This is a genomic window from Thermodesulfobacteriota bacterium, assembly GCA_035559815.1.
Classification (GTDB): domain Bacteria; phylum Desulfobacterota_D; class UBA1144; order Nemesobacterales; family CSP1-2; genus DATMAT01.
In genome coordinates this window covers 38,027-55,633 of sequence record DATMAT010000017.1, presented here as the reverse complement: position 1 = coordinate 55,633, position 17,607 = coordinate 38,027, and the positions used below count along the sequence as shown (strand labels likewise).

Here is a 17,607-nt window from a genome sequence, read left to right as displayed (position 1 = left end):
CCCGGAATGATGACCGGCCAGATTCTCTCCGGCACCTCGCCATTCATCGCCGTCAAGTATCAGATTATCATCATGTACCTCATCGCCTTCTCCGTGGCGGTCTCGGCTTATATCCTGACCAAACTCCGGTTCAGGAGATACTTCACGCCCGATCATCAGTTGAGGGAGGAAGCTTTTTGAGATAAATGAGGAGGTAGAAATCGTTGACTATCATTCGTAAAGAAGAAAAAATGAAGAGGATGCCGCCGGTTCATCCAGGGGAAGTATTGTTTGAAGACTTTATGAAACCGCTGGGGTTAAGTCAATACAGGGTTGCTAAAGATATCGGGGTTTCACCGATTCGCATTAGCCAAATCATACACGGAAAACAGGCGATAACAGCAGATACGGCAATACGGTTGTCCTGTTATTTCGGCACAGGTGCGGAAGTATGGTTAAGGTTGCAGGCCCGTTACGACCTAGAGGTAGCCCAGAAAAAAAATCGGATGAAGAATTAAAAAGGAAGTCCGCGCACTGAAGGCAGTGTGAGTAGGACTAAAAGTAGAAATCTATTGTATAGTCAATCTCAAACCTCATGTACCTGATTTTCTTTCCCATTTATAACTTATTGACGGTTGAAGGCGTCTTTATTTATACTCTTAAACAAGTGGAAAAAGGATAAGGTTGTTCGAAGTGGTTATACGAAATTATATTTGTATAATTATTGCAAATGTATGATTGTGGTATAGTCGAAGCGAAGCAGAATTAAGAAAAGTGAGGTTTGCATGAATTTTGTTGTTGAGCTTGAGCAAGAGGCAGACGGCCGCTGGATAGCCGAAGTGATAGAGCTTCCTGGGGTGCTGGCTTATGGCCAAACTCCAAATGAGGCCAAAGCTAAGGTTCAGGCTTTAGCCCTCCGTGTAGTTGCCGATCGGCTTGAACATGGAGAGATTGCCCCTGATTCCGTGAGCGTAACATTTGCCACGGCATGACTCAATGGCCCTCTACAAAAGCTAAACGCGTACTCGCAGCACTTCTACGCATCGGCTGGGGTATCAAACGTCAATCCGGCTCACATCGCACACTCTCTCGACCTGGCTGGCCGGATGTAGTCTTTGCATTTCATGACAATGAGGAAATAGGATCACGTATGCTTGCCCGTATTGCAAAAGTAACAGGTTTAAAACCGGACGACTTGTAAATGCAAACTCGATCCAGAAGCACCTTTGCCCATTGTTCCTTAAATAAAACTATTGACCTGAAATGACGTTTTAATTTATAGTTTCAAATAAAAACCTCTCTCTCTGGAATATAGAAACTTTTATTCACGTGTTTAATAATTAATTAACCCTGCCCCGGACATCCTGATAATCACTTTTATCGAGAGGTTAAGAGAGGATATGATGGCAAGGAGTTCGAGCAAGAAGAACGACACTGCTGCCAACCTCGGTTTTGAAGCCAAGCTCTGGAAGGCCGCCGATGCCCTGCGCGGTAGCATGGACGCCGCCGAGTACAAGCATGTTGTCCTTGGCCTTATTTTCTTAAAATACATTTCAGACGCTTTCGAAGAACACCACACCAAGCTCGAAAAAGAGCGCGTACAGGGTGCAGACCCCGAAGACCCGGACGAGTATCGGGCCTTGAATATCTTTTGGGTGCCACCCGAGGCGCGCTGGTCTCACCTCAAGGCTCAAGCAAAGCAGTCTACAATCGGACAACTCGTAGACGATGCAATGGCCGGCATCGAGCGAGACAACCCTTCACTCAAAGGCGTTTTGCCAAAAGACTATGCCCGCCCTGCTCTCGACAAACAAAGGCTTGGCCAACTTATCGACCTCATTAGCAACATCAGCGTAGGCTATACGGATAACCGCTCCAAGGACATTCTAGGCCGGGTCTACGAGTATTTCCTCTCCGAGTTCGCCAGCGCCGAAGGGAAGAAGGGTGGAGAATTCTACACCCCACGCTGTATAGTACGTTTACTGGTTGAGATGCTGGAACCGTATAAAGGACGTGTGTATGACCCTTGCTGTGGGTCCTCCGGCATGTTCGTCCAGTCCGTTGAATTCATACAGGCTCATGCTAACAGCAACGGCAACGGCGGCAAGGTAAGGAGTGATATCAGTATCTACGGTCAGGAATCAAACTACACCACCTGGCGATTGGCGCGCATGAACCTGGCTATCCGAGGCATCGACGGCCAGATCGCCCATGGTGACAGTTTCCATAACGATCGCTTTCCCGACTTAAAGGCAGATTATATACTCGCTAATCCACCCTTTAACGTGAGTGACTGGCGAGGCGAACTGCTTCGCAATGACAAGCGCTGGAAGTACGGCGTCCCGCCCGTTGGTAATGCCAACTTCGCCTGGGTACAGCATATCATCCACCACCTGGCGCCAATGGGTTTAGCCGGATTCGTTCTTGCCAACGGATCAATGTCCTCGAACCAGTCCGGCGAAGGCGAGATTCGTAGGAACATCATCGAGGCAGACCTCGTTGACTGTATGGTAGCACTCCCGGGCCAGCTCTTTTATTCGACACAGATTCCAGCCTGTCTCTGGTTCCTTGCACGTGACAAATCCGGAAAATCTCCCTCCCCATCGATGGGGGAGGGTCGGGGTGGGGGTGAACGATTCCGTGACCGCCGGGGTGAAATACTCTTCATCGACGCCCGCAAACTCGGCCGCATGGTGGACCGCACCCATCGCGAGTTGACCGACGAAGAGATCGCCAAAATCGCTAATACCTATCACGCCTGGCGTGGCGAAAAAATTTCTCCCTCTCCCCTCGCGGGAGAGGGTCAGGGTGAGGGGGAATACAAAGACATCCCTGGCTTCTGCAAGAGTGCTAAAATCGAGGAAATTCGGAAGCACGGCTACGTGCTCACACCAGGACGCTATGTGGGCGCAGAAGCGCAGGAGGCGGGTGGCGAGCCGTTTGAAGAAAAAATGACGCGGCTGACAAAGCAACTGGAAAAGCAATTCGCGGAGAGCGCAAAGTTGGAGGGTATCATTAAGAAGAACCTGAAGGAGCTGGGTTATGGCTGATAAGAGGGTAATCATCCCCTTGAAATGCATCAAGTCTTGAATCTTTCTCATACGGGGCAGAAATTGAGGTCACAGTCTGTGATCTCTAACCTGAAATATGCTGCTGCAACTTAGAACCGCATAAGACTTGTATGTGGTGTAATTTAAATCCGATATGCGAAAGGATGTTCATGCATGACAGAGGTTGCCGTAAGGGAATCAGTCCTTAGTTGGGCATTGGAGCGGTCCAGTAATCCTGAGGCGGTCAAACTTAGGTTTCCGAAGCTGTCCGAGTGGCTGCAGGGCGAGAGCCGACCGACGCTTCGTCAGCTTGAAGCGTTTGCGAAAGCGACGTCTACCCCCCTTGGATACTTGTTCCTTTCTGAACCACCACAGGAGCAACTACCCATCCCCTACTTCCGCACCCTTGGCGACGAGCCTCTGCGGCAGGCCAGTCCCAACTTACTTGAGATGGTTCAAACGATGGAACAGCGCCAAGCCTGGATGCGCGAATATTTAATGGAACAGGGTTACGAACCATTAAGCTTTGTCAGCTCTGCACAAGTCACGGACGACCCGGAGGGAATAGCGCACCACATACGAGATACGCTCAACCTATCCCACGGATGGGCAACGGAACATTCCACCTGGAGTGGTGCTCTAGAAAACTTACGGGATAAGATTGAGGAGGCCAGCATCCTTGTTGTGTTAAATAGCATCGTTGGCAATAACACTCACCGCAAGTTGGATCCAACCGAGTTTCGTGGCTTTGTTCTGGTGGATGAGTATGCACCACTTGTGTTTGTCAACCGCGCAGATAGCAAAGCAGCACAAATGTTCACCTTAGCGCATGAGCTGGCGCATATTTGGCTCGGAAGCAGCGCAGCCTTCGACTTACGGGAATTGCAACCAGCCAAAAACGAGACTGAACGAGCGTGTAACCGAGTGGCCGCGGAGTTTCTGGTTTCCACCGTTGAGTTGCGTCAGATCTGGCCTTCTATTCGGCAAGACCCAAATCGCTTCCAGATGATTGCACGTCAGTTCAAGGTCAGCGAGCTAGTTGCCGCACGTAGAGCACTCGACCTTCAGCTCATCACTAAAGACGAGTTTCTTAACTTCTATCGAGCATATCAGGAACTCGAGCATCGTACTGTTTCAGATCGAGATGGAGGCAACTTCTACGCTACGCAAAACCTCCGTCTTGGTCGTCGCTTTGCCGAAACAGTCGTTCGTGCAGTTAAGGAAGGCAAACTCCTTTATCGTGATGCGTACAGGCTGACCGGTCTTTACGGGAGAACTTTCGAGCAGTATACCAGGTTTCTGTTGGGAGAACGGCTGTGAATGGTAGCCCTGCTCGCTATGTTTTAGATGCCAATGTGTTTATAGAAGCTGCACGTCGATACTATGCTTTTGATATCGTCTTATCGTTTTGGCAGGCGTTGGTTGATCAAGCAAAGAGTGATCGTGTGCTGAGCATTGATCGTGTGAAAGCAGAGATCGACCGAGGCGCAGACGCGCTAAAAGATTGGGCGAACAATGACTTCCACGAGTGGTTTGTCCCGACAGACCAGGCTGACGTCATCGAAGCCTATCGTCAAATCATGGCCTGGGTTCACAGCCAAGCTCAGTTTACCAATGCCGCTAAAGCCACATTCTCACGGGCTGAAAATGCAGATGCGTGGCTAGTTGCGTATGCGCTAGCAAAGGGGTGCATGATCGTCACTCACGAGCAGTTCGACCAGGATGTGAGGTCAAGGATTCCAATCCCTAATGTCTGTCAGGCATTCGGAGTCCGATACGTCGACACGTTTCAGATGCTGCGTGACTTGGGCGCCAAGATAGGCTGAAATTGCAATGCTTGCTTTATGACCAGGGAGGTTGAGTATGGCGGGAATTGAGTTTATACCGTTCGAGAAGACATTCGCAGTTCCACTTCGAAACGGTCTTACACGACCCAAGGCTGTACGTGGCATGGGTACGAAGATGGTCAATATGGGTGAGTTGTTCGCATATAGCCGCATTAGAAACATTGAGATGGAGCGAGTTCCTCTCACTGAGCACGAAGCAAGCTCGTTTCTCCTTGAACCCGGTGATCTGCTCTTCGCACGCCAGTCGCTCGTACTTCAAGGCGCAGGTAAGTGTGCGGTATTCTTAGGCGACGACGAACCAGTTACGTTCGAGTCGCACATCATTCGTGCACGGCTCAACGCGGCGATCGCTGATCCCGTCTTTTTTTACTACTTCTTTAGTTCCCTTATTGGACGCAGCGCTATAGAAAGCATCGTTGAGCAAGTTGCAGCATCTGGTATCCGCTCAAGTGACCTAGCTAAGCTCGAAGTTCCCCAAATTCCTCTTTCCGAACAACGCGCCATCGCCCATATCCTCGGTACACTAGATGATAAGATAGAGTTAAACCGGCGGATGAACGAAACATTGGAGGCGATGGCGAAGGCAATATTCAAGTCGTGGTTCGTGGATTTCGATCCGGTCCGCGCCAAGTCCGAGGGTCGTGATCCCGGCCTTTCCAAGCATATCGCAGACCTCTTCCCCGACCGCTTCCAAGACTCCGAGCTGGGTGAGATACCGGAGGGATGGGAGGTAAAGTTCCTTGGCGAACTACTTGAGCTTGCCTATGGTAAGGCCTTGAAGGAAGCCAACCGTCGTTCAGGTAGTGTTCCGGTGTTTGGTTCAAACGGCCAGGTTGGCTGGCACAATGAAAAGCTTGCACCTGGCCCTGGCATTATAGTAGGTCGCAAGGGTAATCCTGGTATGGTCACCTGGTCACCAACAGATTTCTTCGCCATCGACACAACGTTTTATGTTGTTCCGAGGGGTAAATGTCGCAGCCTCTATTTTCTCTACCATGCTCTGCGCTCTCAAGATCTCGCGTCGCTTGGAGCAGACTCAGCAGTACCGGGCCTGAATCGAAAATTGGTCTACATGAGCCAGGCGGTTACCCCAAAAACCCCACCTTTGGATGCATTCGACAAGATGGTACGACCGATTTTCGAGCAAATATATCATAACGATGAAGAATCCCGCACCCTAACCGCCCTACGCGATACGTTGCTGCCGAAACTTATCTCCGGCGAGTTGCGGGTAGGGAATTCAAAGCAATTACGGGGACATTGTGATGAAGCTAAAGAGTGTGAAGATCCACAATTTCCGCGGGATTATTGAGCAGGAGATAGTGCTTAAAAACTATACCCTGCTAGTTGGCCCGAATAACGCAGGCAAGAGTTGCGTCATCGATGCTATACGAGCCTTCTACGAGAAGGATGGTTTCAAGTACAAGAAAGAGCATGACTTTCCACACCTTGGTAGCACCGATGAGGAATCGTGGATTGAACTTACGTTTTCTCTCAACAAAGAAGAGCATGATTCTCTTCCCGACCACTACAAGATCGCACAGCAAGAACTTACCGTTCGAAAGTATTTCCAGACTGAAAGTAAGACGCATGACGGCAAGCCATCTGCAGGATCTATCTTTGCCTACAAGACGGATGGGTCCCTGTCCAACGAGCCATTCTTCGGTGCGAAGAATGTGCAAAGTGGCAAATTCGGAGATCTAGTATATATACCCGCGATTAGCAAAGTTGATGAGCACGCCAAGCTCAGTGGCCCCTCTGCGTTGCGGGACCTACTTACCGACATCATGAGTGACGTCGTGGAGGCTGGTAAAGCCTATGTCGACTTCACCTCGAACGTGCAAACATTCGCCGACTCAATCAGAGACGAAAAAACAGCGGACGACCGTTCCCTGTCGGGTTTCGAGACTGAACTGAACGCCCTTCTTGAGCCTTGGGAAACGCAGTTCAAGCTCAAATTTCCTCCGCCTTCCGCCGCGGAAATCATAAAGTCAATGCTCGGATGGGACTTGTTTGACCAAGCCCACGGGAAGGCACAAAGCATTGACTACTACGGCTCGGGATTCCAGCGACACTTCATCTACTCTTTGATTCAGCTCGGTTCACGCTATGTCGGCAAAAAACCGGTGAAGAAAGTCAAAGATTTCACGCCTTCCTTAACGCTTATCCTTTTCGAGGAACCAGAAGCATTTCTTCACCCACCTCAACAGGAGGTGCTCGCACGAAATCTGATGTCCGTTTCCGAAGCCGACCATTGGCAGGTTGTGTGTGCATGCCATTCCGCTCACTTTGTGAGTAAGAACGCTGCCGACATTCCAGCCATCGTGCGCCTGCGCCGTTCCGATGGAAAGGTTGTCAAATTCCAGATCGAGGAAAGCGAGTGGAAGACCATAGTGGACGCTAATCAAGTGATCATAGCAATCGCGAAAAAGTATCCGAAGATGGAAAAGCGCCTCCACGACGACGATGCAAAGCCCGAGATGGAAGCGGTGAAGCACTTCCTCTGGTTGAATCCCGACCGTTCGAGCTTGTTCTTTGCAAACCACGTGCTCTTGGTAGAAGGACCGACAGAGGTAGCGCTGATCAACAGGCTCGTAGGTGATGGAAAGATCAAGAAGGCCGACTGCGGGCTTTATGTTCTCGACTGCATCGGTAAGTACAACATCCACAGGTTCATGAATCTCTTGAGTCACCTTGGAGTGCCTCATGCGGTGCTTCATGATGACGACAATGACAAGGAAGAGCATAAGGAAATTAATCAGTTGATCGAAGACTCAAAGCACCCGACTTTTACGCTGAACATTAAGCGTATCCCGGGGAAATTGGAGGCGATGTTAGAGATTCCTGCCGCTGGGTCCGACCACCGAAAACCACAACACGTTCTCTATCTCTACGAAACAGGAAAAATAAATGCCGCCAAGATCAATGCTTTTTGTGAACTTGTAGAGTCGTGCTTGCCGTCTAAAACCGTATCCAAGTTGCTCGGAACGGGATCGCCGGTGGTAGCCATATGAGTAGTTTCAGTGAATCAGTCGTCGAAGATGCTGCCCTCGACTGGCTGGAAAGACTCGGCTGGACGGTTAAGCACGGCCTTGACATTGCTCCAGGTGAGCTTTTTGCAGAGCGGGCAGATTACGGCAAAGTCGTGCTGGAGCAACGACTACAGGACGCCCTCATGAGGCTCAATCCAATGCTTCCCGCTGAAGCCGTTAAAGACGCCTTTCGCAAACTCACACGACCGGAGGGTCCGACACTGGAGGTGCGAAATCGTGCTGTCCACCATCTGCTCGTAGACGGTGTGACGGTGGAGTACCGCATGTCTGATGGCTCTATCCACGGCGCACAGGCGCAGGTGATTGATTTTGACAATGCGGACAACAACGACTTTCTCGTCGTCAACCAGTTCACTATCAGTGAGAACCTGTCTGCCGGACAGGCAGGCAAGCACACGCGGCGGCCAGACGTAGTGTTATTCATCAATGGCTTGCCTCTCGCCGCAATCGAGCTTAAGAACGCGGCCGACGAGGGCGCAACAATCTGGTCTGCTTTTCAGCAGTTACAAACCTACAAGGCAGAACTGCCTACGTTCTTTGCTTTTAACGAACTGCTGGTTATTTCCGATGGTATGCAAGCGCGAATAGGCACACTCACTGCAAACCGCGAGTGGTTTAAGCCCTGGAGAACAATCACCGGAGAGACCCTGGCCGATCCACATCTGCCGGAGCTTCAGGTGATGATCGAAGGTATCTTCGAGAAACGAAGACTGCTCGACATGATCCGATATTTCATAGTGTTCGAGGATGACGGCAGCGACGTGCCGGTCAAGAAGATGGCCGGTTATCACCAGTTTCATGCTGTTAATGTTGCCCTTACAGAGACTCTCAGGGCAGCAAATTTAAAGCGCATAAAAGAAAAAGAGGGCAGATACGAAGCAGGTCTCCGGCACGGCGGCCAGCCCGGAGACCGGCGTATCGGAGTGGTTTGGCACACACAGGGATCGGGAAAGAGCCTTATTATGGCTTTTTATGCAGGCCGCGTGATCCGAGAGCCGCAAATGTCGAATCCCACCATCGTCGTTATCACCGACCGTAACGACCTGGATGACCAGCTCTTCGGCACATTCTCACGATGTAAGGATTTACTGCGACAGCCCCCGGTACAGGCAGAGAACCGCGAGGACCTGCGGGCTAAACTTTCAGTAGACGCGGGCGGCGTTGTCTTCACCACCATTCACAAGTTCCTGCCTGAATCCCCCTCACCCCTACCCTCTCCCGCGGAGGGGAGAGGGAGAAGAAAAGAAGTGCTCTCCTCTCGCCGCAACATCGTCGTCATAGCCGACGAGGCTCACCGGAGTCAGTATGATTTCATCGACGGCTTCGCCCGTCACATGCATGATGCCCTGCCTAATGCTTCCTTTATCGGTTTCACCGGTACTCCGATCGAGCTCACCGACAAGAACACCCGCGCGGTATTCGGCGATTACATCAGCATATATGACATCCAGCGGGCGGTCGAAGACAAGGCGACTGTACCAATCTATTATGAAAGTAGACTGGCGAAACTCGACCTGGACGAATCGGAAAGGCTGAGAATCGACCCGGAGTTTGAGGAGGTAACCGAGGGCGAAGAGGTTGAACGTAAGGAGAAGCTCAAGAGCAAGTGGGCCCAGCTTGAAGCTATCGTAGGCTCTGAGAAGCGTCTCAAGCTTATCGCCAAAGATATAGTCGAGCACTTCGAAAAGCGTGCCGATGCTATGTGGCGGCAGACGGGTGATGAAGGAAAGGCGATGGTAGTGTGCATGAGCCGTCGTATCTGCGTCGAGCTTCATCACGAGATCGTTGAATTACGGCCTGACTGGTATCACGGAGACGATGATAAGGGAATGATTAAGGTGGTTATGACCGGCTCGGCCTCTGACCCGCTAGACTGGCAGCCTCATATCCGCAACAAACTGCGCCGAGAAATACTTGCCAATCGTTTCCGAAACCCGAAAGACCCGTTCAAAATCGTAATCGTTCGTGATATGTGGCTCACCGGCTTTGACGCACCATCACTCCATACAATGTATATGGATAAACCTATGCGCGGGCATGGTCTTATGCAGGCGATTGCGCGGGTGAATCGCGTCTTCCGGGAAAAGCCGGGCGGTCTGGTGGTGGATTACCTGGGATTAGCACACGAACTCAAGCAGGCGCTCGCCACCTACACCGAGAGCGGCGGCACGGGAAAGACGGCCATCGACCAAAAGGAAGCAGTCGCGGCGATGCTGGAAAAATATGAAGTCTGCTGCGGCCTCTTCCACGGCTTTGACTGGTCAAAGTGGATCACTGGAACCCCTGGGGAGCGTCTTGGGGTACTGCCATCTGCACAGGAACATATCCTGGCCCAGGAGGATGGGAAGAACCGATTGTTGCATGCTGTACTAGAGCTGTCCCAGGCCTTTGCACTGGCCGTTCCTCATGAAGATGCGCTTCGCATTCGGGACGACGTTGCATTCTTCCAGGCAGTGCGGGCCAGCCTGGTCAAACGCGCCCCGGGTGAGGCAAGAACTGAGGAAGAGCTGGACCAGGCTGTCAGGCAGATCGTCTCGCGTGCAATTGCACCCGAAGGTGTGATAGATATCTTTACCGCCGCCGGGCTGGAAAAGCCTGACATCTCTATTCTATCGGATGAATTCCTGTCTGAGATACGAGGGATGCCACAGCGAAACCTCGCCGTGGAACTCTTACGTAAGCTGCTGTCCGGCGAGATTCGTACTCGCAGGCGTAAAAATGTAGTACAGGCACGCTCTTTCTCCGAAATGCTGGAGCAAGCCATCCGGCGCTATCAGAACCGGGCAATCGAAGCGGCACAGGTAATCGAGGAATTGATCGAGCTGGCCAAAGAGATGCGACAGGCAAACGCAAGGGGAGAGGCACTCGGCCTTACCGAAGAAGAAGTCGCATTCTATGACGCACTTGAGACCAACGACAGTGCAGTGAAGGTATTGGGTGATGAGACACTTCGCACGATTGCGCGCGAGTTGGTAAAGACAGTTCGCGCCAACGTCACCATTGATTGGACTATGCGAGAGAACGTACGCGCTCATTTACGGGTACTGGTTAAGCGTATTTTGCGTAAATACGGCTACCCGCCGGACAAACAGGAAAAGGCAACACAGACCGTGCTTGAGCAGGCGGAAGTGCTTTCTTATGAGTGGGCGACGGCGTGACTAACACACCCCGACTCTACGAGTCACCCCTCTCTAGAGGGGATTTTGTTGTGAAGTCCCCTCTTGAGAGGGGATATAGGAGTGTGTAACACTCAAATATCACAATCAAGGAGCAATAATAATGACTACAAAACAAGAAATCTCGGCGGAGTTTCCTTACAAACCCAATTACATCGAGGTTCACGGTTCAAGGATGCACTATGTTGACGAGGGCACAGGAGACCCGGTGCTCTTTCTTCACGGCAATCCCACTTCCTCATACCTTTGGCGGAACATCATCCCTTATGTGACACCCTTGGCCCGCTGCATAGCTCCTGACCTCATCGGAATGGGCAAGTCGGACAAGCCGGATATAGAATATCGCTTTTTCGACCACCTGAAATACATAGATGGCTTCATCGAAAAGATGGGTCTAAGGAATATTACCTTAGTGGTACACGACTGGGGTTCGGCCCTCGGCTTCTACTACGCCATGCGCCACGAGAGCAATGTTAAGGGTCTGGCATTCATGGAAGCGATCGTCCTACCAGTGCCAAGTTGGGAAATGTTTCCCCAGGAAGTCAAAGAGATTTTCCAGGGCTTTCGGACTCCGGATGTGGGCTGGGACATGATTGTGAACAAGAACATGTTCATCGAACTAATACTACCTGGATCAATAGTCCGAAAGTTGAGCGTAGAGGAAATGAACCACTACCGGGAGCCGTTCAAAGAAACGAGCAGCCTTAGGCCCGTCTGGCGCTGGCCCAACGAACTCCCCATCGAAGGAGAACCCGCCGATGTGGTAAAGACTGTCGAAACCTACAACGCGTGGCTCCAGAGGACGGACCTGCCGAAGCTACTATTCTATGGTAATCCGGGTGCGCTTATCAAAGCGCCGGTGTTGGAATGGTGTAAGCAGAACTTGAGGCACTTGAAGACGGTGGATATTGGACCGGGGATCCATTACCTGCAAGAGGACAATCCACATTTCATTGGTAGAGAGCTGGCTAGCTGGTACAAAAGCCTTTTCTGAGCTGAAATTGTAAGGAACGCAGATCGGCGTTCCCTACAGAAAGCACAACTCTCGCAACCTACTTATACTCCGAATTGACATTAATTGTGCTCGCTATGCAACTGCAGTCCTGACCATATTTGATTAAACAGCCTTTGTACCCTTAGGGATACCTCTGTTAAAACCAATACACCCCGTCCCTTCGGGACACCCCTCTCTAGAGGGGACTTACAAGGAACGCATCCTTCGGCGTTGCTCAGGATAGGTTATGCATTCCCTACAGATAAAAACGCCTTCTTAAAATCAGATTACCTTCTTTTTATATTTGCTATGTAAGTTCTGCCCTGGCCATATTCCTTAAAATATCTTTTCCATTCCTTCGGGACACCCTCTCGAGAGGCACACACCACGACCCCCCTGAGTCACAACTCTGTAGAGGGATTTTCTATCAAGTCCCCTCTTGAGAGGGGATTTAGGGGTGTGTAATCTGTGCATATTGAAGAGACGCACAATCATCCCCTACAACCCCAAGCTAAAAGAACTCGCCAGAAAATTGCGGAAGAACAGCACATTATCTGAAATCTTTCTCTGGCAACATCTGAAGGGGAAACAAATGCTCGGTTACGATTTTCACCGACAGAAACCGATTGACGACTATATCGTAGATTTTTTTTGCAGCAAGCTCATGCTGGCAGTAGAAATCGACGGAGTCAGCCATGATTCCGAGAAGGTTTATATAAGAGATATGACCAGGGAGCAAAGACTGGAAAGCCTCGGAGTTCGCTTCTTAAGGTTTGATGATAGAGAAGTTAAAAAAGATGTAAACAGCGTTCTTCAATCCATAGAAAGCTGGATTTTGGAGTATGAGAAAAAGCACGGAAAGTAGGACACAGTTACACACCCTGTCCCTTCGGGACACCCCTCTCTAGCGGGGACTTACAAGGAACACATCCTTCGGCGCTGCTCAGGACAGGTTCTGCGTTCCCTACCAAGAATTACATTTCCTACAACCTACTCTAACCTAGAACCCAGGTTAATATAGAACGGTTTCTGTTTGATACAAACCTCGTTTCAGTGCATTGAAAAAATAGGGTAAAATAGACTGCACAGGTGCAAGTGAGAGAACACCTGATGAAAATTGAGGGCGTAATCTGGCTCAGAGAAGTAGTAGACAAACTCGCCTTCAAACATCACGTCGAACCCGATGAGGTTGAACAAGCACTCAATAGCAAGCCTAAAATTCGGCTTATTCAAAAGGGTGAGCGAAAAGGAGAGGATGTATATATGGCACTAGGACGAACAGACGCTGGTAGGTACCTGGCAGTATTGTTTATCTACAAGAAAACTAAAGAGGCCTTGGTATTGAGCGCAAGAGACATGGCAGATAAGGAAAGAAAATTATATGGCAAGAAATAAAGCTAAAGCCCTACCGAAATTTGAATCATTAGATAAGCTTATAGAGTTCTTCGATACTCACGATATGGGCGAGTATGTAGATCAAATGCCAGAAGCTCATTTTGATATAAGAATCAAAAATAGAAAACATCTCGTTGCAATTGATGAAGAAATAATTCCCAAGCTGAATAAAGTTGCTAAAAAGAAGAAAGTGTCATCTGAGAAACTGATTAACACCTGGCTTAAAGAAAAGCTTCATAAACTGGCCAGATAATCGGTAGCAGGGCTGAAAAATAGGAACGTATCTCTCTGCCCTTCAACCAGGCTCAGGACAGGTGTTACTTACTATGGGCTCAGTACGAGCGGATTTGCATCTGCTGTTACAACACACCCTGTCCCTTCGGGACACCCCTCTCTAGCGGGGACTTACAAGGAACACATCCTTCGGCGCTGCTCAGGACAGGTCTCTAGAGGAGATTTTTGATGGTTAATCCAAAGAAAACGGATTTGACTTTATTACCAAAAAATTGTTATAAATTATGAAACTATCTTCAGGGGAGCCAAGAATGAATCTAATCGAGAAGATGATAAGAGCGGCGAAGCTCGAGGCCGAGTTCTATGAAGAGGTGGAAAAGGACGAGGAGGCTACAAGAGAAGCCTTGCTGGTCGTTTTAATAGTGGGGATCTGCAGCGCGATCGGAACACTGGGGACGGGGGACTCGGTGGGAATATTAAAAGGGCTGATATCGGCAATAGTGGGATGGGTACTGTGGAGCGCCATTATTTTCCTGGTAGCCATACTCCTTAACCGGAGAGTGGGAATCAGCGAGCTCCTGAGGTGTCTCGGATTTGCTTATTCTCCGCATGTGTTAAATATCCTCGGTCTAATACCCTTGGTCGGCTTTTTAGTATATGCGGTAGTATTTTTCTGGGGCCTGGCCGCCTTCGTCGTTGCGGTAAGGCAGGCCTTAGACTGCGAGACGCCAAGGGCAATAGTGGTCGTAATCTTGAGCTCTATTCCATATGTAATAATTCGGTTTGCTTTTGGTTTATGAGAGTGGATATAACTCGTTTCAAGATTAATTTCTCGTAAAACTTAAATGACTGATTCACTACGGCTTCGTGGTAAAAGTATGCTTGATTCCACGGTTTACGCATGAACAATTTTAATTGTAAGGAACGCATATATGCGTTCCCTACATTCTACATTCCTGGATAGGCAAACATAAGCAACTTCATAAAAGACGCAGTAATAATCTAATTAATCTAAGTTTAAGCTAACTCCGAATTGAAATGCTGGCTTTACTTGATCTCTTTTCTAAGCCTATCTAATAGCGCTTCCAACTCGAGAAGTTTAGACTTCACGGCTTCGCCTCCGAACCTGAGGTTCAGGTATTTTTCGGTGAGTTCGACAAAGGTATGAAACCGTGCTCCACCCTCTTTGGTCACATCCCGGGCGAATTCTCTTGGGGTTAAGTGCTCGGCCTTGGGATAGCCCTTCTTGGAGAGAAGGGAAAGGCTTTTTTTATAGATTACGGAAGCCTTCTCCAGCGGCTTCTTACTCCTATAACCGATGAAGTATCTCAGGTCCGACCGGTTATAGAGAGTCCATCCTACCAGAGCTACGAGGAGAAACCCAACGAGCCATTTCTTATGAAGACTTGTTACTCGGTCTACTCTATTTTCCAGGTTATTTTTCCGCCAGGACCAGCCGCTCCGAAACTCATCGAAGAGACGGACCTGGTCCTGCTGATTGAAGTCCACAACGTATCTGCTCCATTTATATTTCAAGTAATCGAGATAGGAGCGGATAAAAAAGAGAGAGTCGTCGGCAGCTAGACTATCATTGCCGGCAGGAGTGGGGTCAAAAATAACCCATCCGCTCTCCGGAAAATATACTTCTACCCAGGAATGAGCGTTGCTTTCGCGGAGGAGAAAGAAGTTACCGTACTCGTTCCATTCTCCTCCCACAAACCCGTTTACTATCCTTGCCGGTATGCCCACCTCTCTCAAGAGCACCACCATGGCCGTGGCAAAATACTCGCAATGGCCCGCTTTACTCTCAAAGAGGAAGTCCTCAAGCGGAAATTCGCCGGCCCCGGGGGGAAGAGTCCGGGTATAGCCCATGTTGGTGACCAGGTATCTTTTGACCGAGACTGCCTGGTCATAGGGATTCCTATCAAGCTTAGTTATCTCTCGGGCCAGCTCGCTTATCCTCTCGTCCATCGGGGGGAGCTGAAGGTAATGCCTTTTTATAAGGGCAGGATACTTATTTTTTTCTTCACGTAAGTCCCTAGGCAGCGGGCTAGATAAGTCAGAGTAAGCTGTGTACTTTAACCTGTAAGAAAGTTTAACCGGGAGCACATAGGAATCGTTAAACTCGGCTAACCTGCCCCCGGCTATTCCCTTAAATCCAACCGGCAAGCTGCCGGCAAAAATTACATCGGTGTCAAGGGGTTCGGTGACTATTTCCTGCACCAGAACTCTGTCCCCATTTTCCTTTACCCGTATGACCCCCTCCGGGTCACTCTTGTACATTTTGTAGTCTCTGTTGCTGGCCCTCCAGGTAGTTCCGTCAAAATGGTCGAGCGCTATCCCCCTCCAGTATATAGTCTCCGGAAGAGACTCCGGGTCGCTATTTAGAATCTTGACCCTCATCACCGGGGAGCTATCGAGCTTAATCTCTCCCACCTGTCCTAGCTTAACTTCGTCCGAAAAGCCGGTCTTCAAAGCCTCCGGTCTGATGAAGGCGCTGGTCAGAAACCCGCTTTTCAAGCGGGGGATAGAAACAAACATCAATGCGGTGAACGCAAAAATACCGAAGCTGATTATCACGGTCGAGCTCAGAAAAAGAGGGGTTACCACTCGCGGGTCATCGTTGCTCGAAGCTTCCATGGATTCCTTTCTCATGCTAAGGACGATGATTGCCCATAGAGCAACGGAGACATACACGACAAAGGCTATTCCATAAGAAAAATCGACGGTGAGGATGGTTCCGGCAAGAAAATGAAAGAAGCTGAGGATGAAGATTTGGATATAATCCCTCATATCCTTTCTTCCCAAAAGCTTTATGACCTGGGTGTATATCAGGAAAGTCAGGATAACATTAAAGGCATCCTTACCAAAAACCACTATACTTAAAAACGCATACAGCAAAAGCGCAAATGCCAGCAGGGTTACAAACCTCTGGTCTAGGTAATACTGCTTCTGGTATCTCTCGTTTATGTAGCTGAGGAAGAGTGAAGAGAGAAAAATAGTGATTCCCAGCACGCTCACTTGCCCAGAGACGCAGATGGTAAAGAACCCTATCAGTGCGATCAGATGAGTAAACAAGCTAAGCGCCTGCGATACCTTCATAAAACTACTCCCTTAGACCGATGCCGATATCTTCAATTTTATTGCCGGAGACGGCCTCATAAATGCTAATGCTGTCATTTTTAAGGGGTGAAGGAACCGATGAATCCCATAAATTTACGTAAGTTCGAGAGGTGACTAGCATCCGTTGCCAACGTGCCTATAATATGAAACCAGTTCTATTCACTCGCCTTATGACAGGGAAAATCAAAATCCATTCCTAGATTGTCCTATTCGGCAGTCATACGATAGACCGGTATTAAGTTTAATTCAGGTGCCCGTAACTGTAAATGTTTTGAATTGAAGAACGGGTGGTAGAGGGCTAAAAAGGCTTGCCAAGACTTTTCATTTTGAAGAGATATAAAAAGCAACTACCTATATCTTGCCTTTATAGTCTGAAGCTTTTCCCTCTGTGCCGGGGTCAGGACGTCTCTAATCTCCAGAAACATGTTCACTTCGAGTCTTCTCAATTCCCCCTTGGTACGGCCCACTTCATCACTTAACTTGAGCACCTCTTCTTTGGTTGAATTTGGGTCCTTAACTACCTTTCTTAATTCCTTCTCCTTCTTGTCCAGCTCTGAATTGAGGGTGACTATCTTGCCCTTGTAAGACGAGAAGATATCTTCTATGCGCTCAACCTGGGCCGAGCTAAGGTCCAATTCCTTCACTATCTTGGGATTCTTCCACCATTTAATATGCCCCTCTTTTTTGGCATAAGCTTCATGAATACCTGAAGGTACTAAGACCATCAGACAAAAGAATATGAATAGACTTCTCAAC

Annotated in this window: 17 protein-coding genes; 15 read left to right on the top strand and 2 right to left on the bottom strand. The window is 49.3% G+C overall.

The window, feature by feature from the left end; genetic code table 11:
- The 15 genes from VNN20_03715 to VNN20_03645 all read left to right on the top strand — a co-directional run.
- Window positions 1-180: ABC transporter permease (locus VNN20_03715; protein HWP91293.1), on the top strand; the 180-nt coding region annotated here is incomplete at its 5' end.
- Between the two features lie 23 nt (window positions 181-203).
- Window positions 204-497, top strand: a complete 294-nt coding sequence (locus tag VNN20_03710) for a HigA family addiction module antitoxin (protein ID HWP91292.1) — start codon at window positions 204-206, stop codon at window positions 495-497.
- A gap of 267 nt (window positions 498-764) precedes the next feature.
- Window positions 765-971 (top strand): type II toxin-antitoxin system HicB family antitoxin, encoded by a 207-nt coding sequence (locus tag VNN20_03705; protein ID HWP91291.1) that lies wholly within the window; start codon window positions 765-767, stop codon window positions 969-971.
- Window positions 968-1,180, top strand: coding sequence for a type II toxin-antitoxin system HicA family toxin (locus tag VNN20_03700; protein ID HWP91290.1), 213 nt, complete (start codon window positions 968-970; stop codon window positions 1,178-1,180). Before VNN20_03705 ends, VNN20_03700 begins: the two co-directional genes overlap by 4 nt.
- 202 nt (window positions 1,181-1,382) lie before the next feature.
- A complete protein-coding gene (locus VNN20_03695; protein ID HWP91289.1) occupies window positions 1,383-3,029 on the top strand; it encodes a class I SAM-dependent DNA methyltransferase in 1,647 nt (548 codons plus the stop codon).
- A gap of 174 nt (window positions 3,030-3,203) precedes the next feature.
- Entirely contained in the window at window positions 3,204-4,349 is a 1,146-nt protein-coding gene (locus VNN20_03690; GenBank protein HWP91288.1) for an ImmA/IrrE family metallo-endopeptidase, read from the top strand.
- Window positions 4,346-4,855 (top strand): DUF4411 family protein, encoded by a 510-nt coding sequence (locus VNN20_03685; GenBank protein ID HWP91287.1) that lies wholly within the window; start codon window positions 4,346-4,348, stop codon window positions 4,853-4,855. The genes VNN20_03690 and VNN20_03685 overlap by 4 nt, the downstream gene beginning before the upstream one ends.
- A gap of 37 nt (window positions 4,856-4,892) precedes the next feature.
- A complete protein-coding gene (locus VNN20_03680; protein HWP91286.1) occupies window positions 4,893-6,188 on the top strand; it encodes a restriction endonuclease subunit S in 1,296 nt (431 codons plus the stop codon).
- Window positions 6,142-7,890 carry an AAA family ATPase gene (locus VNN20_03675; GenBank protein HWP91285.1) on the top strand — a complete coding sequence of 583 codons (1,749 nt, stop codon included), beginning with the start codon at window positions 6,142-6,144 and terminating at the stop codon, window positions 7,888-7,890. Before VNN20_03680 ends, VNN20_03675 begins: the two co-directional genes overlap by 47 nt.
- A complete protein-coding gene (locus VNN20_03670) occupies window positions 7,887-11,087 on the top strand; it encodes a type I restriction endonuclease subunit R (protein HWP91284.1) in 3,201 nt (1,066 codons plus the stop codon). The genes VNN20_03675 and VNN20_03670 overlap by 4 nt, the downstream gene beginning before the upstream one ends.
- Window positions 11,088-11,208: 121 nt before the next feature.
- Entirely contained in the window at window positions 11,209-12,099 is an 891-nt protein-coding gene (locus VNN20_03665) for a haloalkane dehalogenase (GenBank protein HWP91283.1), read from the top strand.
- Window positions 12,100-12,574: 475 nt separating this feature from the next.
- Window positions 12,575-12,964: an endonuclease domain-containing protein gene (locus VNN20_03660; protein ID HWP91282.1), complete on the top strand. Its 390-nt coding sequence runs from the start codon at window positions 12,575-12,577 to the stop codon at window positions 12,962-12,964.
- A 245-nt stretch (window positions 12,965-13,209) separates the two neighbouring features.
- Window positions 13,210-13,494, top strand: a complete 285-nt coding sequence (locus tag VNN20_03655) for a BrnT family toxin (protein ID HWP91281.1) — start codon at window positions 13,210-13,212, stop codon at window positions 13,492-13,494.
- Window positions 13,481-13,747, top strand: a complete 267-nt coding sequence (locus VNN20_03650) for a CopG family antitoxin (GenBank protein ID HWP91280.1) — start codon at window positions 13,481-13,483, stop codon at window positions 13,745-13,747. Before VNN20_03655 ends, VNN20_03650 begins: the two co-directional genes overlap by 14 nt.
- 292 nt (window positions 13,748-14,039) lie before the next feature.
- Window positions 14,040-14,528: a YIP1 family protein gene (locus tag VNN20_03645; protein ID HWP91279.1), complete on the top strand. Its 489-nt coding sequence runs from the start codon at window positions 14,040-14,042 to the stop codon at window positions 14,526-14,528.
- A 247-nt stretch (window positions 14,529-14,775) separates the two neighbouring features.
- Here VNN20_03645 and VNN20_03640 read toward each other — a convergent pair whose 3' ends face one another.
- Both VNN20_03640 and VNN20_03635 read right to left on the bottom strand, forming a co-directional pair.
- Window positions 14,776-16,830, bottom strand: coding sequence for a DUF3488 and transglutaminase-like domain-containing protein (locus VNN20_03640; GenBank protein ID HWP91278.1), 2,055 nt, complete (start codon window positions 16,828-16,830; stop codon window positions 14,776-14,778).
- A gap of 368 nt (window positions 16,831-17,198) precedes the next feature.
- Entirely contained in the window at window positions 17,199-17,606 is a 408-nt protein-coding gene (locus VNN20_03635) for a Spy/CpxP family protein refolding chaperone (protein HWP91277.1), read from the bottom strand.
- Window position 17,607: the final 1 nt, after the last annotated feature.

What these genes read in the sequence shown, in the direction of transcription:
- VNN20_03705 (HWP91291.1), top strand. Translation starts at nt 765, where the DNA reads ATGAATTTTGTTGTTGAGCTTGAGCAAGAGGCAGACGGCCGCTGGATA.
- VNN20_03700 (HWP91290.1), top strand. Translation starts at nt 968, where the DNA reads ATGACTCAATGGCCCTCTACAAAAGCTAAACGCGTACTCGCAGCACTT.
- VNN20_03695 (HWP91289.1), top strand. Translation starts at nt 1,383, where the DNA reads ATGGCAAGGAGTTCGAGCAAGAAGAACGACACTGCTGCCAACCTCGGT.
- VNN20_03690 (HWP91288.1), top strand. Translation starts at nt 3,204, where the DNA reads ATGACAGAGGTTGCCGTAAGGGAATCAGTCCTTAGTTGGGCATTGGAG.
- VNN20_03680 (HWP91286.1), top strand. Translation starts at nt 4,893, where the DNA reads ATGGCGGGAATTGAGTTTATACCGTTCGAGAAGACATTCGCAGTTCCA.
- VNN20_03675 (HWP91285.1), top strand. Translation starts at nt 6,142, where the DNA reads ATGAAGCTAAAGAGTGTGAAGATCCACAATTTCCGCGGGATTATTGAG.
- VNN20_03670 (HWP91284.1), top strand. Translation starts at nt 7,887, where the DNA reads ATGAGTAGTTTCAGTGAATCAGTCGTCGAAGATGCTGCCCTCGACTGG.
- VNN20_03665 (HWP91283.1), top strand. Translation starts at nt 11,209, where the DNA reads ATGACTACAAAACAAGAAATCTCGGCGGAGTTTCCTTACAAACCCAAT.
- VNN20_03655 (HWP91281.1), top strand. Translation starts at nt 13,210, where the DNA reads ATGAAAATTGAGGGCGTAATCTGGCTCAGAGAAGTAGTAGACAAACTC.
- VNN20_03650 (HWP91280.1), top strand. Translation starts at nt 13,481, where the DNA reads ATGGCAAGAAATAAAGCTAAAGCCCTACCGAAATTTGAATCATTAGAT.
- VNN20_03645 (HWP91279.1), top strand. Translation starts at nt 14,040, where the DNA reads ATGAATCTAATCGAGAAGATGATAAGAGCGGCGAAGCTCGAGGCCGAG.
- VNN20_03640 (HWP91278.1), bottom strand. Translation starts at nt 16,830, where the DNA reads ATGAAGGTATCGCAGGCGCTTAGCTTGTTTACTCATCTGATCGCACTG.